Source organism: Chamaesiphon sp., from assembly GCF_041737865.1.
Lineage (GTDB): Bacteria > Cyanobacteriota > Cyanobacteriia > Cyanobacteriales > Chamaesiphonaceae > Chamaesiphon.
The window spans coordinates 1-24806 of sequence record NZ_JBGSQZ010000047.1 but is presented as its reverse complement, the minus strand read 5'-3'; the positions used below and the strand labels follow the sequence as shown (position 1 = coordinate 24806).

Genomic DNA, 24806 nt, shown 5'->3' with positions numbered 1-24806 from the left:
CTCTATTTATCGATCGATTCCTTCTAAAAAGATCTCAAATAGGTTCTATAAAAGTAGAGACTTGAGCTTCCCTCCCCTTTATAAGGGGAGGGTTGGGGTGGGGTAAAGGACTACAGATTAACGATCGACTATCCACAAACCCTAACCCGTGTTCCGCATTCCGGCGGCGATGCCGTTGATGGTTAATAGTGCGCCATCGAGAAGTTCCTTCTTGCTGTAGCGAGAGTAGATCATCCCCGCGCCACCATGTTGGCGTAGACGCTTGAGCAGTGAGACTTGCAGAAATCCTAGTGGCACGATACTACCATTCCGCAATTGAATCGATCGCTGAAGTTCGGGATTGTCATCCAAAAATCGCTCGTGTCCAGATATTCGCAACACCAGATCGCTAATCAGACGATATTCGTGTGTAATGCGGTCGAACAGGATCTCAAACTGCGCTCGATCCTCTGGTTTGGATAATTCTTCCATATAGTGACGGGCAATTTGGAGATCGACTTTGGAGAGCGTCATTTCCACTTTGGAAATCGCCATCCGAAAGAATGGCCATTTGCGGTAGAAGCCTTGGAGCAGTTCAAAGTTTTCGGTTGGAGCCTCAGCCACAAATTCCTCAAGTGCAGCACCGACACCATACCAGGATGGCAGTAAGAAACGACTCTGCGTCCAACTAAACACCCAGGGAATAGCGCGGAGGCTGTCTAGATCGCGTTTGCCACCGCGACGAGCGGGACGAGAGCTAATTTGGAGATGACTGATTTCGTCGATCGGGGTAACTTGGTGAAAGAAGTTGACTAGATCGGGACAATCGTACACCAGTGCGCGATAGTGACGACGCGATCGATCTGCGAGATCTTCCATTACCTCGTTCCAAGGTTCGATATCATCGATCCCGCCAGACATGAGGCTCGTCTTAATTACCGCACTAGCTACCTGTTCGAGATTGTAAAGCGCGAGTTCGGGTAAAGAGTACTTGGACGCGAGGACTTCACCCTGTTCGGTAATCTTGATCCGCCCATTAATACTCTGCCCTGGCTGGGCTAAAATCGCCTCATGGGATGGCCCGCCGCCTCTGCCGACACTTCCCCCTCGCCCATGAAAAATCCGCAGCTTAACGGCGAATTTCTCGGCGATCGATTGGAGAGATTTTTGGGCTTTGTGGATTTCCCAATTACTACTGAGAAAGCCAGCATCTTTATTACTATCAGAGTAGCCCAGCATCACTTCTTGGAGATCTGGGACTAATCCAGGTATAGCTGTGTCTGGAGTTGGTTGATATCCTCCGGTGAGAGCTGCTCGATACAACGGCAACTCAAATAGAGATTGCATTACCAACGGTGCTTGTTTGAGATCTCCGACGGTTTCAAATAATGGGACTACTTGTAGACTGGTAATCCCAGTCGCTGGATCGTATAAACCCGCTTCTTTAGCCAGGAGCATGACTTCGAGAATGTCACTGACATCCCGATTCATGCTGATGATGTAAGTCTGGCAGATTTCGGGGCCAAACTCCTGATGGAGTCGGCGCAGCATCCGAAAGGTTTCGACAGTTTCGACGGTTTTGGGGGAAAAGGGGAGTTCGCCAGGAATTAGAGGGCGACGAGTTTGGAGTTCGAGTGCCAACCATGCGACGCGATCGGCTTCCGAGAGGTCGTGATAGGATCGGGGCAATACCTGAAGATAATCAGCGATCTCCGCGATCGTATCTGCATGGCGACTGCTCTCTTGGCGGATATCTAGTTGGGCGAGATTAAACCCATAGATTTCTACCTGACAAATTAGGGTTTCTAATGCTTGGCAAGTTAGTCCAGTTTGCTGCAAACTCAATCGAATCAACCCCAACTCTTTGAGGAAATCTGCCCCAGAATGATAGCAGGTATTGGGGTTGAGTTCGGTCTTGGGTAATTCGAGACTATCCCAATCCGCTACTTGACCAGATCGATCGAGTGTATTGGACAGTCGTTTGATAATATAGGTAAGCTTGAGCCGATAAGGTTCTTGACGATAACGAATCGCCAACTCATCATAGATTTCGGGAAAATGTGCCTTATCCTGTTCTAGCGATTCTAGTAAAGCGGGTAAAACATTACTCCAATGTAGCGACAGACTCAGAGAATTAGTTAACTCCCGCGCCGATTTGATATATTTTTTGAGGACGATGCCCCGCTGATAGCAAGCAGTTTGCCAAGTAATTTTGGGCGTAACTGAGGGATTGCCATCCCGATCCGATCCTACCCACGAGCCAAACCGACAGAATCGATTACTGGGTGGATTGAGATGGGGGAAAGATTGTTTGAGTGCTAGATTCAATCGCTGCGACAGTTGGGGAATTGCATCGAATAAAACTTCCTCAAAGTAGTGGAGAGTGTAGTCTACCTCATCCAGCACAGTTGGTTTGAATTGATGTAACTCATCCGTCCGCCACCACAATAGAATCTCTTCTAATAGCTGATCCTCTAATTCGGTTACTTCCCACGAAGATTGAATGCCTAGGCGCGTCATGTCCTCCTCGGCGCGATCGAGTTTTTCGAGAATTTTCGCGACGCGGCGTTGTTTATCGCGAATCGTATGCCGGACGATTTCGGTCGGATGAGCCGTAAATACTAAACCGATATCCAACTCATCAAATAGTCTCTGTACTTGCTGCGGCGGGACTCCCGCTGACTTGAGCATCGGAAATAAAGCGACAAATGTGCCGCGATCTTTTTGGGGTGGCGTGGAAGCTTGCCAATTTTTTTCGAGTAGCCCCGCACCGAGTGGTGCAAGATTTTCGGACAGGTGGCTATCTAAATTCGGGAAGCTCGGTGCTGAATGCTGGGATAACTTGAGAGCTAGCTTTTGTTCGCACTGCTCGTAGTGTTGTTCGACGATATTAATTAACTGAAAATACAGTGCAAATGCTCTGGCGGCACGAATTGCATCCTTGAGATCGAGCTGTTCGATCAGATGATGTACTTCTTGTGATAGCGGTTCCGCCGCGCTACCGTCGGACGAACACATCTCTCGGAGTTGGTTGAGGAGATTGACCAAATCTTGTCCGCAAGCATCTCGCAGCACGCGTTCCCACAGGTCTTCAATTACCTTGAGTCGATGGTTTAGTCGTAAATTTGCGGGAGTTAAAACCATCAATTCTTCTGAAACGTGAGTTAGCGGGTGCATATGACAATTACTCGCAGTATGGATGGAACGAACGATCTAAGGCGACGCTGGCAATGTGGCAAAGACGATCCTCTAGATTAAACTTGTTTACTTAGGTGGCTTTACTAACTATTCCCGAACCTGTGACAAGTTAGACATTTAGGGTGGACGGTAGATGGTGGATATTTATTGCTTGGGTGGGAAGGGAGTAAGACCTTTACCAGCAACAAGAACCTTCTGGCTACCGTTTTCGATCGACACAAACTATCTACATTCGATCGCGATTTAGACTAGAAACCGATACTATTATACCAAAGATTTGTGCTTTGCTTTGTCCACCCACGATGTAATGCAACCCAAGTGAGTGACGACCATTTTTTAGGTATCGATCGTAATATCGAGCGGCAAGTGTAGCACTGGTAATCGATCGCCGCGAAAGATCTCTTCGCTCATTACGCCCAACTGTTCGAGCAATTCACCCGCCGACTGGATCGCCACGATCGCGACCAAGCAAGGTGTGGCGGCGAGACTAACCAGTAAAGAGGACGGCACGAGATGAGTATGTGAGGGTGATGCTGCTGACATATTAGTAAGCTCGAATGTTTGAATGGGTTGATTTTAGAGATCTCGTACTCTGTGTAGAGGCTTTAGATACATAGCCGATGGTCTTTTCTATCATAATCGAGTTGAGAAGTCTGTGGTTGTCGCGATCGACACAGTAAAGAAATCGACAGCTAGTCAGCGGTTGAAACCGCTGCTAGTGATGCAAAGTCCGCCTATAGAAATCCTATTTGAGTTCCTGCTAACAAAGATCTGTAGGGGCAGTGCTGTCTTGTCGTTTTTTTATGCTGGGGTTCCCCCAGAATAAAAACGCCGCTTCATGCCTGCCCTGTAGGGACTCTGGCGGAGTGATGCTCGAAGAGGATCGCTAGATCCTCATCGAGATGTGCCTGGAGAGACAAAAATAGCCGCTTCGATCGACCGAATCAAAAAAAACTATCAGCAATGTTAATTGTGATAGGTACTTGCGGGTAATTTAAGTAGGAGAGTAATCAAATCTTTAAATAATTCGGATCGAGATCGATCGAGGAGTACTAAAACGGTCTTCTAGGAACTTGCTAATCTTTGCTCCAAAATCAACGATCCCCCGTCTGTGCTGCCTTTTCTTAGTGGCATATTCCAGGCTATGAGTAAAAAATTTATATGCTTAATCGATTAAAGAATCTATTTCCTCGCCGAGGTAGTGGAGTGGCAATCGAACTTGGGTCCGAACGGATCAACATTGCCCAGCTCCAAAAAAAAGGTCCAGCTCTGACACTCAAACATCTATGTTCTGCTGAAGTTCCCGAAGGAATTTTTGAGGAGGGGCGAATTGTCAATCCTCAAGAGCTAGGAGATTTGATTCGGACGACCCTCGCCGACAACAAAATTAAAGCGACCCACGTTGCCACCTCAGTGCCCATGCGGGAAGCAGTAATTAGATTAATTCCCCTACCCGCCGAACTGAGCGATAGAGAAGTGCGAGATCTGATTCTCAATCAAGAAGCAGCACTATATCTACCATACCCTCGTGATGAAGTCGATCTCGACTATCAAAAACTCGACTTGGTGACAGATGAAGACGGGCTAGATAAGGTGCAAGTGATGCTAGCAGCCACTCGCAAGGAAGTCACCGATAGTTATATCGAGACGTTCCAATATGCGGGATTGCAAGTGAAAGTCCTAGAGATCAGCAGCTTTGCAGTACTCAGAACCATTAAAGAACAACTGCGCCAATTTGCACCGCAAGAAGCAGTAGTTTTGATCGATATTGAATTTGACTGCACCGAAATTGCGATCGTCGTCAATGGTATTCCTCAATTCAACCGCACGGTACCGATTGGGACTTATCAACTGCAAGAAGCCCTCAGTAGTGCGATGAATCTGCCTTTGACTAGAAATTCAGACATCCTCCAAGATATCACCATCCCCGATCTCCCAGTCACTAGTATGGACAACCATAGCCAAGCAATGACCAACATCAACCCTGGGATGGCAGCCATGATGCGAATCCTTGCCGAATTAGCTGATGAAGTCCGCCGCAGCATCGAGTTTTATATGAGTCACAACGGTCAACAGCTCAAACTCGAACAACTACTACTCGCTGGTCCAGGTGGTGGATTGGGACAACTCGACCTTTTCTTCACCCAGCGATTGAGTATTCCGACAACCCAAGTCGATCCGATTGGTGGATTGGGTTTGGAGCCAGAAATGGATATTCCCATCGGTCAACGCCCTGGACTAGGAGTAGTACTGGGATTAGGAATGCGCGAGATCTAAAAATATGTATAGTCTAGATATCAATTTACTGCGCGAACGGGTCGAACAGACAGGTTCGCAGAGCGAGTTCATCGACAACACGGGGATGACACCCAGTGCCAAATATGGCAAAATTCCGCTGTTTGTCGGGATGGGAGCAGCGGTTGTAGCTCTGATTGCTAGTGGTAGCGGCTGGCTGCTCTTGAATCAGCAAACCGAGCGACTCGAAGCCAAACAGAAAGACTTGGACCAAAAGCTCGGTAGTCTCAAAGTTCAAGATGCCCGCCTTCAGCAACTGAATGGACAGCTCGCCCAAATCAATGACGAAACACAATCTTTAGCGAGTGTGTTCAATCAGGTGCAACCCTGGTCGGCTGTCTTGCAGGACTTGCGGGAGAGCATTCCTCAAGGCGTTCAGATTGCTAGTGTCAGCCAAAGTGAGGTCAAAGCCACCGCTCCAATTGCTGTCCCTGCGACCGCCACAGCACCTACTGGTGGTCTAGTTAACAAAATTTCTACTCCGCCCAATCCTGAAGCTAGTCCCAAGCCTGGAGCTACGCCCACTCCCACTCCTGTCGCCACAGTATCTGCTACAGGTACCCCTACGCCCCCAATTCCTGGTGCTAGTGCCACTGTAGCAACCCTTCCTGCGGACGTACCAACTACCAAGCTAGAGATCGCGGGGACAGCCAAAACTTTTGATGAAGTCAACAACTTCATCTTGACCCTCAAACAATCAGCGTTTTTCAACCCTGATGAGACTCAGTTACTCACTGCTGGGTTAATTGCTGGAGCCAATCTCAACCAGATCGAAACTAGTGTAGATAAATCCGCACCAGCCACTACAACTACTGCCGACAAACCACGCCAATTAGAGCTGCCAAAGGTAGTTGAATATAGAATTCAAACTTCACTCAAGCGCATCCCTGCGGTAGATCTGATCCGGGAATTGGAGCGCAAAGGAGCTGTCGGTTTGGTAACTCGACTCAGAAGTCTTCAACAACAGCAGGTGATTAAACCATGACATATAGTAGCGATTTAATCGAAAGCGATTTGGTTAGCAATACATCTTTTTTAGCACCTCCGGTCTATCCATCAGTTTTTGGGATTACATTTAGCCCGATCGTGAGTGGTTTATGTATAGCTGCCGTTGGTGTTGGAATTTCTGGATACATTTTCATGAGCTATTTGCAACCACAACTGACTAAAAATCAGGAATTGGAAGCTAAACTAGCTCAAACCCAAGACCAGATCCAGCAACGTAAAGATAATGCCACAAAAATTGCGATCGCCGAACAAAGCCTCGATCGCGCCAATGCCCAAAAAGAGGTAGTAATCGGGCTATTTGCTAGTGATAAAAAGCTAGATACACTATTACTAGATCTGAATAAATTAGTCAACATCCGTCAAGGAGAATTACAAACATTTAGACCAGATTTACCTGTGCCTGGTACGGGTAGCAGTGGTGCGGCTGTGGTTAGCGATAGTTCGCTAGGTGCCGCCCTAAATAATAAAATCAAACGTAAAGGCGTGCAGATCGAAGTCAAAGGCAACTTTGAACAAGTTCAATCGATCTTACGCACGATCGAAAGATTGGATCAATTACTCCTTGTCAAAGATTTCAAGGCGGAAGTTGATAAAAAAGATCTGAAAATATTAGTAGATGCTCAAGGAAGACTCGTTTCCCAACCAGAAGCTACCATCAGAACCTCATTTAAAATTCAAGCATTGATTCCGCTCACATCAGCAGAACAAATTGCTGCAACACCAGTGGTACCAGTTAAAAAATAATCGATTCAGGAGTACATGCTTAATAGTCAAAGTAGGCAAACTGAGAATCTTTTATCTAAACAACCGATCGTTCGTAACTAGCAATAACCCCGTACACATTTTCCTGGAGTAGGATTATAAAGTGAGCAAACATCAACAGATTATTACCAGCATTGTCATGGGTAGCGCGGTAACAGCACTATCCGTCACCAATGTCCAAGCATCACAACCCGCCCAAACCGACAAGCTAGATCCCAGTAGCAATTTAGTTGCTCAAACTCAAAATCAACAGCCTCTAGTCCCCAATCCTAGAATCACTATTGAGAATGCGCCAACTATTCCGCGTGCAGTTGCGCCGCCAGTAGGCGATATCAGCGTATCCAATATCGATGCAGCGATTCCGCCCATCAGCCTGGATTCTACCGCCCGCATCAATATGGTACTCAAAAACACTCCAGCACGGGAGGTTTTAGAGTCATTGGCTCGAACGGCAAATCTCAATCTAGCTTATGCTGATGGAGCCGAGGGTGATGGTAAAACTAAAGCAGCCGATCCGACTGTTTCGCTCAACCTGCGGAATGAACCAGTTCAAAATGCCTTTAACTATGTACTTCAACTGAGCGGATTAGAAGCAAATCGGATTGGTAATACCATCTTTGTTGGTAATCGCTTGCCTGACTCGGTGCGCGAAACGATCGTGCGTACCCTCCGGATGAATCAAGTAACTTCCGCTGCTGCTGCCAATTTCCTGACCACTCAAGGCGCAGAAACCCAAATTTCTTTTACTAAAGTCGATTTTCAAACAGTAGGTACAGGTGCATCTGTGCGTACGGTAGAAACCCGCACTCCGCAGATTTTGGCACTCAAAGCCACCGAAGGTAATGGCCCACTCTTGCTCAAAGGTTTAGCAGTTAGCACTGACGAACGACTCAATGCAGTTACTTTGATCGGTTCTCCACGCAAGGTAGCGATGGCAACTAGCATGTTGACTAGACTAGATGGTCGCCGCCGCCAAGTCGCCCTCAATGTCAAAATTGTTGATGTCAATCTCTCAAACCTCAACTCTATGAGCAATAGCCTATCCTTTAAGGTGGGTGATGGCTTCCTCTCGGTCGATAAAGGTGCCGCAGTCTATAACTATGGTGGCTACAATCCAGCTACCAATGCTCAAACGCTCAATAGCCCGACGACTCCACCAATTGGCGCACTCAATCTACCTGGTGGTAACTCTCCGTTCTTGGACTACAACCCTAATGCAAATTTAAGCGATCAAACTAGTGGTAATAGTATTGGAGCTGGTAATAACGCCCGTCCGAATTTGGGGACTACAGTAAACCCCTATCAACCTGGTGCAACGGCATATACCCTCCCTGGTAATCCCACAGTAGTCAATCCAACTTTCAATAATGCAGCAGCAACATTTAACACCGGAACAACTTCACTTGTAAGCCCACAAACAGGTCAATCTATTCCACCAGGCGGACAACTCACAGGTTATGCCGTCAACTCAATAGGTCAACTGGTCGGGTTTGGTGGGCAACTCACACCTGGTTCTGTAACTCCTGGTACTCCAGGCACAGTCACTTACGCATTGCCGACCAACTATCAAATTCCCACCAAGTTCCTGTCTACTCTCCAAGCCCAAATCATCAGTGGTAATGGCAAGATCTTGACCGATCCTACTCTGGTAGTTCAGGAAGGTCAAAAATCTACTGTCAATCTGACCCAAGATGTCTTTGGTGGCTTCAAAATCAACACTGTGGCAGGTACAGGCGCAACTACGAGTACCAGAGAGCCAATCATCAAGCAAGCTGGTTTGAGTTTGGAAATCTTGGTCAATCGGATTGATGATAATGGGTTTGTCTCCGTTGGTGTAGCACCTACCATATCCTCGATCGGTAGTACTTTAACTACTGCCGACGGTGATATTAGCCTGCTCCAGTCACGGACGATCAACTCTGGCGAAATTCGCCTCCGCGACGGTCAAACCCTGATCTTATCGGGAATCATCCAAGAGTCCGAGCGCACCAGTGTCTCCAAAGTGCCAATCTTAGGAGATATCCCCCTTCTCGGTGCTCTCTTCCGCAGTACCAGCAAAAATAACCAACGCCAAGAGGTTGTAGTCCTACTTACACCTCAAATCCTCAATGACAACCGAGGTCAGGTCAATTACACACCTGGAGTCGATGCTAGATTGATGATTGGGAAATAAATCTACTCAAAGATTGGGTGCTGAATTTGGGGTTTGGGCTGTTTGGCGATCGAATATTTGGGATGATAGATGATTCCCCATCGTCATTTCTGAGCTGCCAGACCCCTATTTTGCCGACATTCCCCATAAATAATACGTAAAATCATGAAAATCAACATAAATTAAAGCTTTCAGCGATCCAGATTGGGCTTGTAGACCTTAAAATAATGCAGTGGAACTAATATTGCATCAGACTTTCAGCAACTTTATGGCAAACTGAACTAGCAATTACAGCATGTGAAGGTAAGCCGCAAAGTCGCCAGAAGGCATGTAAGCTTGAAACACGGAAACAGTCAAGGGCGAATTAATCCGCGCCTGAGCCATTTCCCAGCATCAAGCCCAATCCACCAACTATGGTATTGACACCAACTCTCATCGAGTTACCGTGTCACATCAACAACAACATCAACGGAGATTTACACATGAATAAAGGTGAATTAGTCGATAGAGTAGCAGAAACAGCTAGCGTAACCAAAAAGCAAGCCGACACAGTGTTGTCAGCAGCATTGGAAGCAATTATGGAAGCTGTATCTAAAGGTGACAAAGTTACTCTGGTAGGATTTGGTTCCTTTGAACCCAGAAATCGCCAAAAACGTGAAGGTCGCAATCCTAGAACTGGCGAGAAAATGGAAATTCCCGCAACTAAGGTGCCCGCATTCTCTGCTGGTAAATTGTTCAAAGACAAAGTTTCTGCTGACGACGACTAGACCGATTTAGCTGAATTTACACTCGGAAATATTCCTTGAATCGACCAAAACATGGGGGGAACCCGACCTGGGCAGCTACAGTAGCGGGCTGTCCCCCCTCTCTGATCTTAGATTTTTCGGCGAGTATCAGTCCGTTGGGACCTCCTCCATCGGCTCTGACTGCCATCAAGCTGCACATAGATTCGCTCACTAGCTATCCCAATCCCGATTATCCCGAACTTTGTCAGGCGATCGCGGATCATCATCATATCGATCCTGACTGGGTATTACCAGGCAATGGGGCGGCAGAACTTTTGACTTGGGCAGGTTGGGAGTTTTCCAAACTCAACACCACCCTGATCCCTACACCAGCCTTTGGAGACTATTGGCGATCGCTCCAAACCTTCGGTACCAGAATCATTGCTCGATCGATGATGATGGACGATGGCGAAATTGGCGATCTAGATTTTGCCCTCCGCCACCTCCCTGTTGATATCCCGCATTCGCTCGGACTGATCGTCAATAATCCGCACAATCCGACTGGGCAAATTTACCGACAGGAGACAATCCTGCCGTATTTGGACAAATTTAAACTAGTCGTGGTTGACGAGTCCTTCATGGACTTTCTACCCCGCTCTGAACAGCAAAGTTTAATCCCCTCTATTACCCAATATCCCAACCTCGTCATCTTGCGATCGCTGACAAAATTCTATAGTTTGCCAGGATTGCGATTGGGCTACTGTATCGCCCATCCAGATAGATTGCGGCTGTGGAAAAGTTGGCGCGACCCTTGGCCCGTCAACACTCTAGCCGCCGCCGCCGCAATCGCAGTGTTGCCCGATACCCAATTTCAACAGCAAACGTGGGACTGGCTGGCGATCGCTCGCAACCGCTTGTTTGCAGGATTGACGCAGATATCAGGCTTTCACCCCTATCCTGGTGCGGCGAATTTTATCCTCGTCAAATCCGATCGTTCTGCTGTCGAAATCCAAACCAAACTGCTCCAACAGCACCAAATCCTGATTCGCGACTGTATGAGTTTTCCCGAACTTGGCGATCGGTTTTTTCGTGTTGCAGTGCGGACGATCGAGGAGAACGATCGACTACTGGCGGCATTGCGATCGGTTTAGAGTTACCCCCCAACCCCTCTTATAAAGGGGAGGCTCTTGCTCCCTCCCCTTTATATGGGGAGGGCTGGGGTGGGGTAAAGAACTACGAATCATCTCAATAGACTTACTAAAATTGTAGATAGTGCATCAATTGACCGATCGATTCGCCAGATAATTTCAGCCGTTGTTGGAGATTAACTAAATCTGTAAACTTGCCACCCTGTTCGCGTTCGGCGATAATTTCAGCTGCTAATTCTGGGGAAATTTGGGGGATCTGGACTAATTCATCTGCTGATGCTCGATCGATCGCGATCGATGGTAGCGCAGACGAGCGATCGTAATACTGAAAACTCAATACTGGAGCCAACCACTGAAGTCTGGGCAGGGGTATATTTAGCGCGGCAGCCAGATCGGAAATCGCATAAAAAGCCACTCCAGCTTGGCTCAAAGCTACTAATTGACGTGCTTGATGGATCGAAATCCCTGGTAAGCGCAACCAGTCATCTACACTAGCTTGATTAACATCAATTCTCACCCCCAAATCGGCAGCGACAGCAATCTCAAAAGCTGACTTGAACCGATAATAAGGGTCTTCAGCAATACGCGATCGCAAGGACATTTTTAATAGAAACTGTACGGTACGAAAAGAATCATGTGTCACTTGGATTTTGGATTTTGGATTTTGGATTTTGAATTGAAGAGTTTGGGGTGCTGGGAATATCGAGCTGGATAAATTGGACTGAAGATCGATCTTACTTTCTTCCCACTCAAGAAATAGACATCATAATTCACTATCCACCATTCACCATTCACCATTCACCCCCTACGCTAGATGTCTAAGTTGACACAGGTTCGGGAGTAAGATCGATTCCTCTCAATTTACGAGTATTCTCAACCAAGCTTTGAGCGAATAGATCGAGGCGGTGTGAGAGTTTCTCATCTACGAGTTTACCTTCAGGTGTAAAGGCTTGGTAAGCTTGTCCGATGGCTACTTGTTCGGGAATCGACCAAGCATGAACCCAGCGGAGAATTAGGCGCAAATCATTGAGGGCATTACTATTGCTCTGTCCACCCAGAATACTGATGAATCCAGCGACTTTGCCGGAGAGCTGTTCAAAACTCATTAAATCTAAGGCATTTTTTAGCACTCCACTGATACTACCATGATACTCTGGCGAGACTAAAATTAGCCCATCAGCACGACTAAAAGCTTCCTGCATCCTTTTTACATCAGGGTAATTAGGATAGTCACTCCCGCCGTCACAAAATGGCAACTCCATCTGTCTCAAATCCAAAATCTCTACTTCTGCGCCCAGAGCTTGGACTTTTTGGGCAGCTATTTGTAAAGCGATTTGGCTATGGGAGTCTGGTCTTAAACTACCTGCAATGCCAACAATTTTTACCATAAAATGGAAGTGTAGGGCGATATTAATATTTATAACGCGATCGTCGCTTGAAATCTAGATGATGCCAGCAATTCTCATTATGGAAATTGGGATTGGAGATAGGCTTGGTTTTTAAAAATAAAACTCTTGAAACCCTGATTCTCTCGTCACCACCTGAGCTGATTTAATCGCTGAACTAGTACAGTGGTTTTAAAATGAGAATTGCTGAGATGATGCGTTACCCACCCTACAGATCGACTAAGCTCGATCGAGCCACTGACGGCGTTTTTGCTCGAATTCATATTCTGAGATCAAACCATCGGCGCGGAGTTTGTCCAACTCGCGGATCGACTGGGTGACTGTATTGATGGGATGCAGTGGGAGTGGGAGCGAGGACTGTGGAGCTGAGATGGAATTGTTACCAAAGCGGGTATCGTCTTGAGTGAGATACCACACAGCTTCGATCGCTGAAGCAATATGGGGAATCGGTGTCCAGGATAATAATAGATAAACTATTCCCCATCCGGGTTGTCCTAAATAAAATTTGTGAAATCCAGCGATCGGAGTTGTCATACTAGCAAAGGCTAAGACGATCGCGATTTGTCGATTTTTGGTTGTAGTGGGGTCGAACATTAACCGATCCTCTCATACGGGAAACCGCAGTTTTCAGTGATTGGAGACCGATCTAAAATATATGTAGTGGTGTCGATCGCGGGTGTCTTCACTTTCCAGTTTAACCTTATTACTATAATTATCTGTCATGGGATTTTTTGATTCTGATGTCATCCAACAAGAAGCTAAACAGTTGTTTGAAGATTATCAACATCTGACTCAATTGGGCGGTAAATATGGTAAATTCGACCGCGAAGGCAAGATTGCATTTATTGAGCGAATGGAAACATTACTCGATCGTTACAAGATTTTTATGAAGCGGTTTGAACTCTCCGATGATTTCATGGCAAAGATGACAGTTGAGCAAATGAATACTCAGATGAGTCAATTCGGCATGACTCCGATGCAAATGTTCGAGCAAATGAATCTCACTCTCGATCGGATGAAGTTAGAAATAGATAAGTAGAGCTTGAATCGGTGCGTTACGCTGTCGCTAACACACCCTACAAGCTAAAACCCAAAGCCTAATTCCTAAAGCCTAAAGCCTAAAGCCTAAAACCCAAAGCCTAAAGCCTAAAGCCTAACTCCCTGGGCGTTTGAACTTGGCGGGAAGGGGGAAGGATTCTACGGGTTCATTTTTGAGAGCTTCCTGCATAAAACTCTGCCAAATTGGTGCGGCATAGGCACCACCTGTTACCCCTACGCCCAGAGGGGTGTAGTCATCTTTTCCAATCCACACAGAGGCGGCTAGCTGGGGCACGTAGCCCACAAACCAGACATCTCGTTCGGAGGAGGTGGTTCCAGTTTTTCCGGCGGCTGGACGACCGATCGCGGCGGCTTTACCAGTACCGCCACTGACTACTGATTGGAGCGCACTGTTGATCTGTGCTGTTGCCCAGGAGTTGAGTACTAGCTTGGGTTGGGGCGTATTGTCCAGCAAAATATTCCCGTCGCTATCGGTCACGCGGAGGATCGTGGTAGTCTCCGATTGCCAACCATTACTGGCAAATGTGGCAAATGCGCCAGTCATTTCGATCGGTGTCACGCCAATCGCCCCTAATGGTAAGGATACAACAGGTTCGATCGGGCTTTTGATGCCTAGTGTCCGACAAGTTTGGATCACTTTGTCTAGTCCTACCTCTTTACCCATTTTCACTGCTGGGACGTTTGCGGACACCATCAGCGCGTTCCGCACACTCATCGGGCCAGAATAGCCGCCATTATAGTTACGGGGCGAGTAGTAGCCACTACCATCGCGATAGCGAACGGGGCTATCATAGACTATTGACTCTGGCGAGAATTTCCCAGTAGCAAAGGCGGTGTAGTAAACAAAGGGTTTGAACGACGAACCTGGTTGACGATTGGCGTAGATGGCGCGGTTAAAATTACTTTTTTTGTAATCTACGCCACCCACCATCGCCTTGACAAAGTGAGTGCGCGGATCGATCGCGACTAAGCTGATTTGATATTTATTGCGCCCCATCCGCTCATAGGCGTTTTGGACAACTTTTTGGGCAGCGATTTGGAAATTATAATCGATCGTCGTCTGAATCCGCATTCCGCCTTTGCGGACGTTTTCTCGCCCAAAACGTTGATTGAGTTCTTCGATCGCCGCATCAGTGACATAGGGTAGTTTACTACTCTGCCAAGTTTTGATCTTACCGAGTTTAATTTTAGATTCCCTCGCCTGTTTTTCCTCGGCTGGGGTAATCCATTTGAGTTCTAGCATCCTGGCGAGGACTTGTTCTTGACGCTGTTTAGCTACTTTGAAATTGATGAAGGGACTATATTTTTCTGGGGCGGCGATCGCACCTGCCATCATTGCGCCTTCTGCGAGATTAAGTTCCGAGGCGTGTTTATTAAAATAGCTCTGAGCGGCAGTTTCCACCCCGTAGTTATTGTGTCCCCAATAGACTTGATTGAGGTACATTTCGAGGATTTCATCTTTGCGGAAAATCTGTTCGAGTCGGATCGAAAGTACTGCTTCGGCTAACTTGCGGCTAAATTGTCGTTTTTGGGAGAGGAATAAGTTTTTGATCAACTGCATTGTGATCGTCGAACCACCTTCGCTCACACCACCTTTTCTAAAATTGGTGGTGATGGCGCGTCCTACTCCAGTGAGATTGACACCTTGATGGTAATAAAAGTGACTATCTTCGATCGCGAGTACTGCACGTTTTAAATTTGGCGAAATCCGGTCGATCGGGACGACTTCGCGATTAGCTTCATCATGGAGGCTAGCAAGTTGCACCCCTTTGACATCGTAAATATAGGTCGTCTCAGTCGGTGTGTAGCTGCGTAAGACGCGCACATCTGGAAGGTTGCGGAAGCTCATCGCCAAGCCTACCAATCCGCCAGCTACGATCGAACTAGTGAGCATGGTGATACCGAGGATCGTACCACCAGCAATCTGACCGATACCGCCCAAGAACCTCCCACCATCTGGCTTAGGATCGAGCGGTTGCGGTTTCTTTTTATTTAAAGCTCTAGATGACACTAGGATCTTTCTCTCTCAAATTAGGGACAATCAATTCAAAGTGGGTGAGGCGCGGATAGGATAAGTACGATCGTAGACTAGATGACGACGCACTCAGTCTTTGTTGCTTGTAATATTAACAAGCAGCTAAAAATATTTCAGTTGACGTGGTAACTATAATAAGCTTAACGTGCAACTGTTTTGAGATTCCGTTCGATTTTCATCTACATATATGACTGTGAGTGTATCCGTGCCAGTATCAGATCGGTTCGATTGGTTATTTCGGGGTGTGACTGAGATTTTTCCCCATCAGCCAAATTCTGCCGATCCGGCTGAAAATCTATCCCAGCGACTAGCTCAAACCGATCGACCATTACGGGTGAAACTCGGTATCGATCCGACTGGTGCAGATATTCATCTTGGTCATAGTATTCCCCTACGGAAGCTCAGATCTTTCCAAGATGCCGGACATACGGCAGTATTAATTATTGGTGACTTCACCGCGCGGATCGGCGATCCGACTGGTAAATCAGAAGTCCGTAAGCAATTGACACCTGAAGAAGTTACCAATAATGCCTTAGCTTATCTCGATCGAGTGCGTCCGATTCTCGATTTTGATACGCCTGGACGCTTGGAAGTCCGTTACAATTCCGAATGGTTATCCAAGTTAGATCTAGGCGAAACGCTCGAACTCCTGTCTACGATGACTGTGGGACAAATGATCGCCAAGGAAGGTTTTGCTACGCGCTACGAACGGGAAAACCCGATCTTCTTGCACGAATTTCTCTATCCGTTGATGCAGGGTTACGACTCTGTAGCAGTTAAAGCCGATGTCGAACTCGGCGGTACCGACCAAAAGTTTAATTTAGCAGTTGGGCGAGATCTCCAACGTCATTTTGGACAAACAGCTCAATTCGGTTTATTGATGCCAATTCTGTTGGGTACCGATGGAGTCCAAAAAATGTCCAAATCCCTGAATAATTATGTGGGATTGGGGGAAGATGCGCTGAGTATGTACTCCAAGCTAGAGAAAACGCCCGATAGCACTATCAAAGATTACTTTACACTCTTGACTGACTTGCCGCTCGATCGACTGCCAGAGAACCCCAGAGCAGCCCAAAAACTCCTCGCCCTAGAGGTAGTCACTCAATACCACGGTCAAACTCAAGCTACCCAAGCTCAAGCCGACTCGATCGCCCTGATTACCACAGGTCAAAATGCAGGTGGCGAAAGTATCCTCGAATTCTCGATCGCCGAGATAGATTTCCCAGCTAGAATCTTCCAGATCTTAGCTGCTAGCGGCTTATGCTCTGGTAGCAACGATGCCAAACGTCAAATTCAAGGTGGTGCGGTGAAGTTGGATGGACAGTCGATCGATAACATCGAACTCACCTATGATGATGCTGCGGGATTGGTGGGAAAGGTGTTGCAGGTAGGCAAAAAGCGGTTCAAACGGTTGGTGAATTAGGTTAGCTATAAATAGCCCAACTCAAATCAACTCCACTCAGATCGACTTCAATGAACAATCTCTCCCCAGCAGAATTTCGTAAGCACTGCCCACCAACAAATTATCGCTCGAATTCAATTAATGTTGGACTGTTATTTGGATTGAATACGTTTCTCAAGCTCAAGCCGACTCGATCGCATTGATTACCACAGGTCAAAATGCAGGTGGCGAAAGTATCCCCGAATTCTCAATTGCCGAGCTAAATTTCCCTGCTAAAATCTTCCAGATCTTGGCTGCTAGCGGCTTGTGTTCTGGTAGCAACGATGCTAAACGGCAAATTCAGGGCGGTGCAGTCAAATTAGACGGACAACTAATTACAGATATCGAAATCACTTATCCCAATTCATTATTGTTGGTGGGTAAAGTGCTGCAAGTTGGTAAAAAGCTAGTGGACTAGCATCGATTAGTATTCGATCTGCTAATCACTGCAACCAACTATTTCCAGTTGCATCTAATTGCTTCAAAATCATCGATTGCCGAAAAAACTTCTCTGATATAATCTTTAGCAGTCCACTGATTTGCTCTTTTTAAACCACTTTCAATCAGATTGTGACGTAAGCTCGGATCTTCAGCTAAAGACTTTATCGCCAGTGCAATTGCCTCTGGCTGTGTGGGATCGACTAGGATCGCTGCGTCTGCCAATTGCTCTTTGGCACCCGACACATTTGAAGCAATGACTGGACAGCCTAATGCCATTGCTTCGAGCGGTGGAAAATTATCAGGGCCAAAAAAAGTGACAAAGACTAACGCAAAAGCATGGCGATAGAGTGGTGCCATATCTGCTTGAGGCACAAAATCTAGTAAATGTACCTGCTTTGATAGATCGAGTTCTTTTGTCATATCGATGACATGGGATTTAGCTCCTTTGTCAGCACCAACCAGCACTAACGAGAATTCTAAATTATATTTTTCCTTGAGACATTTTATCGCGAGTAGCAAACCGATATGATTTTTATGGGGCCAAAATTGAGCGGGATAAAATAAGTATCGATCTGGGAGAGCATATTTGGCGATCGCATCTCGATCTATTTGCTTGGTAGTTAATGCAAATTGGGGTGTAAAAAATGGAATTACTTTAATTCTTTCAGCCGGAATCTGATAGAACTTTTCAATTTCTGCCTTACCCGTCTCTGTTCCTGTAATGATGCACACAGCACGTCCGAGCATTTTTGTATACAATTCTTCTCTACGATCCCATTCTCCATCGGCACTAACTTCTGGAAAGTATGATTGGAGCTTGTGTTGCAAATCCCAAATAGTAGTTATGTAAGGGTACTCTAGAGTATGAAAGTTGGGTTCGAGCGATAAAGTGAGATCGATCTGATGTATCTTTAATAAATTCAGGAGGTGTTGCTCTCGCCATTTTTTAACTGAGAATCGAGCGATCGGATGTCGAATCTTGTGTATGATGGCTGCGATCGTTGCAAGTACTGCTAATTTAATTTTAGCTCTTTTTGAGAGATAACAAGGTACTATTTGCAGGGAGCTTTCCAATAGATAAGTAGGTATTTCCTTTGCCGATACATATAAAATAAATGTATGCCTACTCTTCGCATGTAATTGTAATAATGTATCTAATAACTGACTTTCAAAAGTAAAGCTTCCACCAGCTTCTGGAACTTGACAACTGACAAATAAAGCTACTTCCATTTAGATTCTGACTATAAAATAAACTCCCCATGTGTTAAGTCCTGGCTGACGATCGGTTAACCACTCTCGACTCTCAACAATCTGCATTTGGAGTCGATCTAATAATAATTCTAGTTCGGGTCTAAATAAGTAGCGCATCGTGTGGACTTCTTTGATTTCATCGATCTTATTACTAACTAAATCTTTGATAAAGATATGATAATTAACATCTACCAAATTTTTATTCGGCTCCATGACAGGCTCGGCAATCCTAGTTACTTGAATAGACCGATCTTCTAGGCGTTTGATTCTTACCGTCGGCGGCTCACTCAATACAGCGGGGCCATACCAGACATCAAAGATCAGGATTCCACCTGGAACCAGATGAGCTTTAGCAGTTTCAAATGCAGCTAATAAATCTTCATTATTGGTTTGATAACTAATTACATGAAATAAGGATAACACAACATCAAATTGGCGATTCTCATTCTGAGAGGCTACGCCAACGAGTCTAACTTGACGCAAATCGCCTTGACTAAATTGTAATTTTGTCGCTAATGCTGGGGACAATCGATCGCATCGTTGGTTAGCATAGCCTAACATCTCGTGACTCAGATCCACACCATGAACCTGATAGCCTTCTTTCGCCAATAGCATCGCGTGATTGCCCGTGCCACAGCCGAGTTCGAGGATGGTGGTAGTGGTGGGTGCATGAGTCTGAATTAGTCGATGAATGAACTGAGCTTCACCAACATAATCCTTATCCTGATACATCAGATCGTAGTAACGAGCATAATTACTGAAAATTGCCATTATTCTACTTGATTATTTAATTTAAAGTAAAGACCATAGTAATGGGGAACAGCTACTTCTGGGTGGAAGGGAATATAACAATTATCCACATTATCTTCCCAGATATCGATTAACTCATAGCCAATCGATATTAATGAATTGGTAAATTCAGCTCTATTAAATACATACTGAGGATAAAAAACTTTCCCGCCATTTTGAAGCGTGACAATTTTCTTACCTTCATATAATCCTAATCTATTAATTAAGACATGCTGTGGTTTTCGCTCCAAGCCATCTATTTTAACGGCAATGTCTTCAGCATACTGAATCGACCCTGATGCTAAAAAAACATCACTTCCACTGGCTAATTCAAAGTCAGGGGTAAAAGTCAATCTGGGATCTCGATTTTCTGAGATGCCAACTTTAATTATTTCAGGCAGATCGCAGACGATCCAGCGCAGATCGTTAGGAAATTTTAGGTAATTTGAATAGCTCAAGAAATGAATGCCTAAATTACCACCAAAGTCGAAAAACTTGATTTTATCGATTGCATGACTCTGGATAATTTTATCGAGCCAGTACAAAACTGGATAATCAAACGATCTCACCATTGAGTTGCTAGCTTCCCAATTACCACCACCGAGCATCTTTTTGTAATCTTGAGCTAGATCGGCGCAATCATAGCCAACACTTTTAGTCGGTGGTGCTGCGGCGATCGCTTCTTCAAAAGTATCAAACACGCCCCAAAAGCACCCATAACAATCGTTGGCAAACTTTTGTTTATACTTTGCTGCTGCATATCGATCGTATGCTTTTTTAAGCGGGGAAATTTTTCTAATAATTTCTTTCATTTCAAAATCTCCCTGAGTGAGCTACTAACTCGATCGATCTGTGACTCTGTTAATGCCATCCCACTAGGCAGATAGAAACCACGCCGCGCCAATCGTTCGGCAACAGGGCAGGATACTCCTGCAAATAATCCCATTTTGGCAAAGACAGGTTGCTCGTGCATACACCAAAAAAACGGACGAGTGCCAATCTGCCCTGCGGCTAGTTTCTGCATCACGACTTTCGCATCAAAGGGTACTTCAGCTTTGAGGACGATGCCATATACCCAATAAATATTTTCGGCATAGTCCGTTTTTGCTAATGGTAGCTCGATACTGGGGATATCTGCGAGTAATTCTGTATAATACCGACCCATAGCGCGTTTTCTCGCCACAAACTCATCCAATCGTTCCAGTTGAGCCACGCCCACGGCGGCATGTAGATTACTCATCCGCAGATTCCAACCCAGTTCTTGATGAACAAATCGCTGCTGCGGCTCGAAGCAGAGGTTTCGTAAGGATCGGCACCGCTCGGCAATTTCAGGATCGTCGGTGACGACTATTCCCCCTTCGCCTGTCGTGATGTGCTTATTGGCATAGAAACTAAAGGTGCTCAGGTCGCCGAAGCTCCCGCAGGGACGATCTCGATAGGTCTGTCCGTGCATTTCCGCAGCGTCTTCAATTACTAATAAACCATATTTAGCGGCTAATCGCGAGATCTCATCCATATCTACGGGTAATCCATAGATATGCACCACCATAATGGCTTTAGTCCGAGGGGTAATTTTTGCCTCAATCTGGCTGATATCCATGTTCCAGGTCACAGGATCGGCATCTACGACTACTGGAGTCGCTCCCGCACGGACGATTGCCGCCGCACAGGAGATAATTGTGAAGGTGGGTAAAATGACTTCATCACCGCGACCGATGCCCAACGCCGCGATCGCAATATCTAGAGCACCAGAACCATTACTAACGGCGATCCCATACTTGCGATCGACTCTAGCCGCAAGTTGAGATTCAAATCTTTTTACAAATGGCCCTTCCGACGAAATCCAGCCAGTTGTAATACACTCAGCCAAATATTTCTGCTCGTTACCATCTAACAGGGGTTCGTTAACTGGAATTAGATTCACGAGTAACTAGCCGTTAACATTAGACTGCTCTGCTGAAATGCCCATAAAAGAAGTTCGATCTCGATCTCCCACATAGGGACCTTGCTTGACTTCAATCATCTCGACTTCTTCGATAACTTCAAAACCATGACCGCCTGTAGCTAACAGGATGACATCTCCCGAAACTAGAATCCGACTGGCAATATACTGTTGTCGGTCGTCGTATAAATCTACCCGCAGCTTGCCTTTTTTGATAAATAACACTTCCTGCGTATACTGGACTTCACGCGGGACAGGATTGTGAATATGGGGTTGAATAACTTTACCAACTGGGTGACGCATGTAAGCTAATTGTTGAGATAGCGAACTGTCTGTGAAGAAATGGGTTCCTGGCTTGTCGAATTTATCAGAAACAATCAGAGCTAGAAGCTGGTTTCGATCGATAATTTGTTCCATCATTTCAAATACTTACCCTGGACAGCATTCAATAGCTGCCTATACTAATTGTTTTTTGGAGACAGATCGGATATGGTTTCGTCGCAAAAACATTCGCTGATTGCTTTAACACCATCTATTATAATGTATCACTTTAAATAAAAACGTATAAATCCGCACTGAGCTTATCGACTATTTTGCTTAATTATAATCATTACAATCAGCCAAATTGCTGAATATTGTTGCTAGCTAGAAACACGATCTGTCTGGCAACATGGCACTGTTCTGATGATATTAATGCTTCGATCGAGAACTGAATGTAATTATAGTAAAGACCAAACAGCAATCACCAGCTAGATCTCAGAGTAATTCTAATTTCATAAATTTTTGTAACTATCTATTTAAAAAATGTTAGCTAATCGGTAATTGTGTGAAGTAAAATACATGAGCGTATTGTTGACAAGTATCATAAAATACAAAGCTAATGCTTAGTTTTTGGCAATTATTCCGAGGTCAAGCCTTAAATTTATTCCTCAAGCCGAATTGTCCGTTGTGCGATCGGACAGCTACGGATACTTTTTGTAAATATTGCCACCGCCAACTACAAGAGTCTCAATTACTCGATCCGGCTCAATATTGGCAGGGCGATTTACCACTATTTGCATGGGGCAAATATGAAGGCGCGGTCAAAAGATCGATGGCTAAGTTAAAATACGACGGTCATCATTCGATCGGTAATAGCTACGGAGAATGGCTGGCTGCTAGTTGGCAAAAATCACCGATAAATATCCCAACTAAATTAGTCGTCATCCCCATCCCGCTCCATCCCGAAAAACTTGCTAGTCGTGGCTTCAATCAAGCCGAATCGATAGCTCGAAGTTTTAGTCGGGCTACAGGTGCTAAATTAGATCTGAGTCTACAACGGACTCGATCGACTGTCGCACAATTTGGACTATCCAAATCGGCCCGTCAGGAAAATGTTGCAGGTGCCTTTGCCCTAGTGCGCTCGTCCCTAAAACCTGGCTCTACGGTATTATTGATCGACGATATCTACACTACAGGCGCAACGGTGCGATCGGCGGCATCAGTCTTGCGATCGACTCAGATTGAGGTTTGCGGCGTCGCTGTCATCGCCACTGGCCGCGATGATTAAATTAATTAATTATCAATTATCAATTATTAATTATCAATTCACCCTGTGACAACCTCAACCGCGCCATTTTCCTGAGGACTAACGATCGAAATATAGGGTTCGCTGAGATATTTGTCAGCGGTGGCTTGGAGTTGAACTGATGTAAGCTGTTGGATGGCTTGACTAAACTGGGTATCAAAATCTACGCCTAATCCTAATAACTCGTACCAACCATATGTCTGAGCCAACTGTCCATTAGTTTGTTTCCCCAGGGCATATTGTCCGAGCAGCTTATCTTTGGCGGTTTGGATTTCAGCGGCAGAGAGCGGTTCGAGGCACAATCGATCGACTTCTGCACGTAAACCGCTGACGGCAATCTGGGTATTGCTGGCGGCTGTGCCCATATACACGGCAAAGTGAGAAGTATCCAGTCTAGTGGGATAAAATGCCGATACATCATAGGCTAGTCCCCGTTTTTCCCGCATCTCTACAAACAAGCGACTAGACATCCCATTGCTCAGGTAGCTATCGATCAGTTTGAGGGCGATGCAGTCAGGATCGTGAACGGGTGGCGCGAGGTAGCCCAACATGACGATCGCTTGTTGGGTGGCTTGATGCTCTACTTGATACTGGGGCTGAGTCGTGACAGGCTCAGTCACTAGAGTTGGTGCAGCGATGTTGGGGATTTCCCAATCTCCAAATACTTTGGTCGCTAAATCGATCGCTTCAGCGGGGGTAATTCGCCCAGCAAGGCTGATGATTAGTCGATCGGGTCGAATATGAGTCTGATGATAATCAACCAAGTCCTGGCGGGTAATTTGAGCCATTGTGCTCGTAGTTCCAAGGCTCGATCGCGAGTAGGGATGTGTGCCATATAGTGCCGTCCGCAGTTGTCGATAAGCATTATTAAATGGTTGCTCTGTCTGCGATCGAATTGCTTGAAGGATCAGCTTGCGTTCGAGTTCGATCTGGGTGTCTAGAAAGTTCGGGGTTCTGAGTATTTCGCCCGCTAACTTGAAGATATCTACCAAATCTAACTTCACAGTCTTGAGACTCAACTTGATATAATCTGTTGTTGTCTCTGCGCCCAGTCCAGCCCCGACTGATTCTACTCGATCGGCAATTTCTGCGGCTGAGAGTCGATCTGTCCCCTTCATCATTACAGATGTCAGCAGTTGGGCTAATCCAGCTTGTGCGGCGGTTTCCCATCGACTTCCAGCCTGAATAAAAAATCGCCCAGAAACTATATCGGCACTGGGATTGGCGATCGTCAGAATTGTGATGCCATTTGCTAACTGGCTGCGGTGAATAGGGGGATTAATCATCAATGAGAATAATGCTAGATATTAAATTCACGGTTCACGATCCAAGCTACACCATATTCGGTATTGTCTGCCGATCGCGGTGGCATCTACTTAATCCAAGTTGCCTACACTCTCAGCGGTTGAAACCGCTGCTAGTGGTGCGAAGTCCGCCCGTCTTGAAAAGGTGCTCTATTTGTTTGGTCGGGTTCCCCGATTCGTGACAAGTTAAGGCGCAAGTGCAGTTGTCAAGCAGGGTTGAGCGGATGGCTCAAAAAAGAATGACCCTTCCCTGTTCACTCGATCTGGGAAGGGATCGATAATCAATTTCTTGAATGGCTTTCGG

General features: G+C 45.9%; 23 protein-coding genes. 11 read left to right on the top strand and 12 right to left on the bottom strand.

Going from position 1 to position 24806, the window contains the following annotated elements:
• Nucleotides 1-141: 141 nt before the first annotated feature.
• Together ppc and ACEW9J_RS03270 are read right to left on the bottom strand one after the other, a co-directional pair.
• Complete coding sequence (gene ppc, locus ACEW9J_RS03275) at nt 142-3156, bottom strand: phosphoenolpyruvate carboxylase (RefSeq protein ID WP_373543711.1); 3015 nt, start codon at nt 3154-3156, stop codon at nt 142-144.
• Between the two features lie 357 nt (nt 3157-3513).
• Nucleotides 3514-3720: a hypothetical protein gene (locus tag ACEW9J_RS03270; RefSeq protein ID WP_373543710.1), complete on the bottom strand. Its 207-nt coding sequence runs from the start codon at nt 3718-3720 to the stop codon at nt 3514-3516.
• 618 nt (nt 3721-4338) lie between these two features.
• On the opposite strand from ACEW9J_RS03270, the gene pilM reads away from it, so the two are divergent.
• The 6 genes from pilM (at nt 4339) to cobD (ending at nt 11270) form a co-directional block, all read left to right on the top strand.
• Nucleotides 4339-5454, top strand: coding sequence for a type IV pilus assembly protein PilM (gene pilM, locus ACEW9J_RS03265; RefSeq protein ID WP_373543709.1), 1116 nt, complete (start codon nt 4339-4341; stop codon nt 5452-5454).
• A gap of 4 nt (nt 5455-5458) precedes the next feature.
• A complete protein-coding gene (locus tag ACEW9J_RS03260; RefSeq protein ID WP_373543708.1) occupies nt 5459-6457 on the top strand; it encodes a hypothetical protein in 999 nt (332 codons plus the stop codon).
• A complete protein-coding gene (locus ACEW9J_RS03255; protein ID WP_373543707.1) occupies nt 6454-7224 on the top strand; it encodes a pilus assembly protein in 771 nt (256 codons plus the stop codon). Before ACEW9J_RS03260 ends, ACEW9J_RS03255 begins: the two co-directional genes overlap by 4 nt.
• Before the next feature lie 121 nt (nt 7225-7345).
• A complete protein-coding gene (locus ACEW9J_RS03250) occupies nt 7346-9415 on the top strand; it encodes a secretin and TonB N-terminal domain-containing protein (protein WP_373543706.1) in 2070 nt (689 codons plus the stop codon).
• A 461-nt stretch (nt 9416-9876) separates the two neighbouring features.
• Entirely contained in the window at nt 9877-10161 is a 285-nt protein-coding gene (locus ACEW9J_RS03245; RefSeq protein ID WP_373543742.1) for an HU family DNA-binding protein, read from the top strand.
• A gap of 35 nt (nt 10162-10196) precedes the next feature.
• On the top strand, nt 10197-11270 hold the full coding sequence (cobD, locus tag ACEW9J_RS03240) for a threonine-phosphate decarboxylase CobD (RefSeq protein ID WP_373543705.1): 1074 nt from the start codon (nt 10197-10199) through the stop codon (nt 11268-11270).
• Nucleotides 11271-11376: 106 nt separating this feature from the next.
• Here cobD and ACEW9J_RS03235 read toward each other — a convergent pair whose 3' ends face one another.
• The 3 genes from ACEW9J_RS03235 to ACEW9J_RS03225 form a co-directional block, all read right to left on the bottom strand.
• The gene (locus ACEW9J_RS03235; RefSeq protein WP_373543741.1) at nt 11377-11868 is read right to left on the bottom strand and encodes a helix-hairpin-helix domain-containing protein; all 492 of its coding nucleotides are present in this window, start codon (nt 11866-11868) and stop codon (nt 11377-11379) included.
• 217 nt (nt 11869-12085) lie between these two features.
• The gene (locus ACEW9J_RS03230) at nt 12086-12655 is read right to left on the bottom strand and encodes an NADPH-dependent FMN reductase (RefSeq protein ID WP_373543704.1); all 570 of its coding nucleotides are present in this window, start codon (nt 12653-12655) and stop codon (nt 12086-12088) included.
• A 237-nt stretch (nt 12656-12892) separates the two neighbouring features.
• Nucleotides 12893-13267, bottom strand: a complete 375-nt coding sequence (locus ACEW9J_RS03225; protein WP_373543703.1) for an NINE protein — start codon at nt 13265-13267, stop codon at nt 12893-12895.
• A gap of 127 nt (nt 13268-13394) precedes the next feature.
• Between ACEW9J_RS03225 and ACEW9J_RS03220 the strand changes: the two genes are divergently transcribed.
• Nucleotides 13395-13712, top strand: a complete 318-nt coding sequence (locus ACEW9J_RS03220) for a DUF1825 family protein (RefSeq protein ID WP_373543702.1) — start codon at nt 13395-13397, stop codon at nt 13710-13712.
• Between the two features lie 114 nt (nt 13713-13826).
• Here ACEW9J_RS03220 and ACEW9J_RS03215 read toward each other — a convergent pair whose 3' ends face one another.
• On the bottom strand, nt 13827-15743 hold the full coding sequence (locus ACEW9J_RS03215) for a transglycosylase domain-containing protein (RefSeq protein WP_373543701.1): 1917 nt from the start codon (nt 15741-15743) through the stop codon (nt 13827-13829).
• Between the two features lie 211 nt (nt 15744-15954).
• On the opposite strand from ACEW9J_RS03215, the gene tyrS reads away from it, so the two are divergent.
• Genes tyrS through ACEW9J_RS03200 form a run of 3 tightly spaced genes read left to right on the top strand, consistent with a single transcriptional unit; the run spans nt 15955 to nt 17626 of the window.
• Nucleotides 15955-17190: a tyrosine--tRNA ligase gene (gene tyrS / locus ACEW9J_RS03210; protein WP_373543700.1), complete on the top strand. Its 1236-nt coding sequence runs from the start codon at nt 15955-15957 to the stop codon at nt 17188-17190.
• Nucleotides 17191-17240: 50 nt separating this feature from the next.
• On the top strand, nt 17241-17372 hold the full coding sequence (locus ACEW9J_RS03205; RefSeq protein WP_373543699.1) for a hypothetical protein: 132 nt from the start codon (nt 17241-17243) through the stop codon (nt 17370-17372).
• Nucleotides 17369-17626, top strand: coding sequence for a S4 domain-containing protein (locus ACEW9J_RS03200; RefSeq protein ID WP_373543698.1), 258 nt, complete (start codon nt 17369-17371; stop codon nt 17624-17626). The genes ACEW9J_RS03205 and ACEW9J_RS03200 overlap by 4 nt, the downstream gene beginning before the upstream one ends.
• 38 nt (nt 17627-17664) lie before the next feature.
• On the opposite strand, the gene ACEW9J_RS03195 is transcribed toward ACEW9J_RS03200, so the two are convergent.
• The 5 genes from ACEW9J_RS03195 to ACEW9J_RS03175 are packed head-to-tail and all read right to left on the bottom strand — an operon-like array spanning nt 17665 to nt 22051.
• On the bottom strand, nt 17665-18879 hold the full coding sequence (locus ACEW9J_RS03195; RefSeq protein ID WP_373543697.1) for a glycosyltransferase family 4 protein: 1215 nt from the start codon (nt 18877-18879) through the stop codon (nt 17665-17667).
• Nucleotides 18880-19671, bottom strand: coding sequence for a class I SAM-dependent methyltransferase (locus ACEW9J_RS03190; protein WP_373543696.1), 792 nt, complete (start codon nt 19669-19671; stop codon nt 18880-18882). It abuts the gene before it with no gap.
• A complete protein-coding gene (locus tag ACEW9J_RS03185) occupies nt 19671-20501 on the bottom strand; it encodes a methyltransferase, TIGR04325 family (RefSeq protein ID WP_373543695.1) in 831 nt (276 codons plus the stop codon). The genes ACEW9J_RS03190 and ACEW9J_RS03185 overlap by 1 nt, the downstream gene beginning before the upstream one ends.
• Nucleotides 20498-21613, bottom strand: a complete 1116-nt coding sequence (locus ACEW9J_RS03180) for a DegT/DnrJ/EryC1/StrS family aminotransferase (RefSeq protein WP_373543694.1) — start codon at nt 21611-21613, stop codon at nt 20498-20500. The genes ACEW9J_RS03185 and ACEW9J_RS03180 overlap by 4 nt, the downstream gene beginning before the upstream one ends.
• Nucleotides 21614-21619: 6 nt before the next feature.
• The gene (locus tag ACEW9J_RS03175; RefSeq protein WP_373543693.1) at nt 21620-22051 is read right to left on the bottom strand and encodes a hypothetical protein; all 432 of its coding nucleotides are present in this window, start codon (nt 22049-22051) and stop codon (nt 21620-21622) included.
• 460 nt (nt 22052-22511) lie between these two features.
• On the opposite strand from ACEW9J_RS03175, the gene ACEW9J_RS03170 reads away from it, so the two are divergent.
• Nucleotides 22512-23180: a ComF family protein gene (locus ACEW9J_RS03170; RefSeq protein WP_373543692.1), complete on the top strand. Its 669-nt coding sequence runs from the start codon at nt 22512-22514 to the stop codon at nt 23178-23180.
• A gap of 38 nt (nt 23181-23218) precedes the next feature.
• On the opposite strand, the gene ACEW9J_RS03165 is transcribed toward ACEW9J_RS03170, so the two are convergent.
• Complete coding sequence (locus ACEW9J_RS03165) at nt 23219-24484, bottom strand: M16 family metallopeptidase (RefSeq protein WP_373543691.1); 1266 nt, start codon at nt 24482-24484, stop codon at nt 23219-23221.
• Nucleotides 24485-24806 lie beyond the last annotated feature (322 nt).

Coding starts and splice junctions, on each gene's coding strand:
- ppc (WP_373543711.1), bottom strand. CDS start 3,156: ATGCACCCGCTAACTCACGTTTCAGAAGAATTGATGGTTTTAACTCCC.
- ACEW9J_RS03270 (WP_373543710.1), bottom strand. CDS start 3,720: ATGTCAGCAGCATCACCCTCACATACTCATCTCGTGCCGTCCTCTTTA.
- pilM (WP_373543709.1), top strand. CDS start 4,339: ATGCTTAATCGATTAAAGAATCTATTTCCTCGCCGAGGTAGTGGAGTG.
- ACEW9J_RS03260 (WP_373543708.1), top strand. CDS start 5,459: ATGTATAGTCTAGATATCAATTTACTGCGCGAACGGGTCGAACAGACA.
- ACEW9J_RS03255 (WP_373543707.1), top strand. CDS start 6,454: ATGACATATAGTAGCGATTTAATCGAAAGCGATTTGGTTAGCAATACA.
- ACEW9J_RS03245 (WP_373543742.1), top strand. CDS start 9,877: ATGAATAAAGGTGAATTAGTCGATAGAGTAGCAGAAACAGCTAGCGTA.
- ACEW9J_RS03235 (WP_373543741.1), bottom strand. CDS start 11,868: ATGTCCTTGCGATCGCGTATTGCTGAAGACCCTTATTATCGGTTCAAG.
- ACEW9J_RS03230 (WP_373543704.1), bottom strand. CDS start 12,655: ATGGTAAAAATTGTTGGCATTGCAGGTAGTTTAAGACCAGACTCCCAT.
- ACEW9J_RS03225 (WP_373543703.1), bottom strand. CDS start 13,267: ATGTTCGACCCCACTACAACCAAAAATCGACAAATCGCGATCGTCTTA.
- ACEW9J_RS03220 (WP_373543702.1), top strand. CDS start 13,395: ATGGGATTTTTTGATTCTGATGTCATCCAACAAGAAGCTAAACAGTTG.
- tyrS (WP_373543700.1), top strand. CDS start 15,955: ATGACTGTGAGTGTATCCGTGCCAGTATCAGATCGGTTCGATTGGTTA.
- ACEW9J_RS03205 (WP_373543699.1), top strand. CDS start 17,241: ATGAACAATCTCTCCCCAGCAGAATTTCGTAAGCACTGCCCACCAACA.
- ACEW9J_RS03195 (WP_373543697.1), bottom strand. CDS start 18,879: ATGGAAGTAGCTTTATTTGTCAGTTGTCAAGTTCCAGAAGCTGGTGGA.
- ACEW9J_RS03190 (WP_373543696.1), bottom strand. CDS start 19,671: ATGGCAATTTTCAGTAATTATGCTCGTTACTACGATCTGATGTATCAG.
- ACEW9J_RS03185 (WP_373543695.1), bottom strand. CDS start 20,501: ATGAAAGAAATTATTAGAAAAATTTCCCCGCTTAAAAAAGCATACGAT.
- ACEW9J_RS03175 (WP_373543693.1), bottom strand. CDS start 22,051: ATGATGGAACAAATTATCGATCGAAACCAGCTTCTAGCTCTGATTGTT.
- ACEW9J_RS03170 (WP_373543692.1), top strand. CDS start 22,512: ATGCTTAGTTTTTGGCAATTATTCCGAGGTCAAGCCTTAAATTTATTC.
- ACEW9J_RS03165 (WP_373543691.1), bottom strand. CDS start 24,484: ATGATTAATCCCCCTATTCACCGCAGCCAGTTAGCAAATGGCATCACA.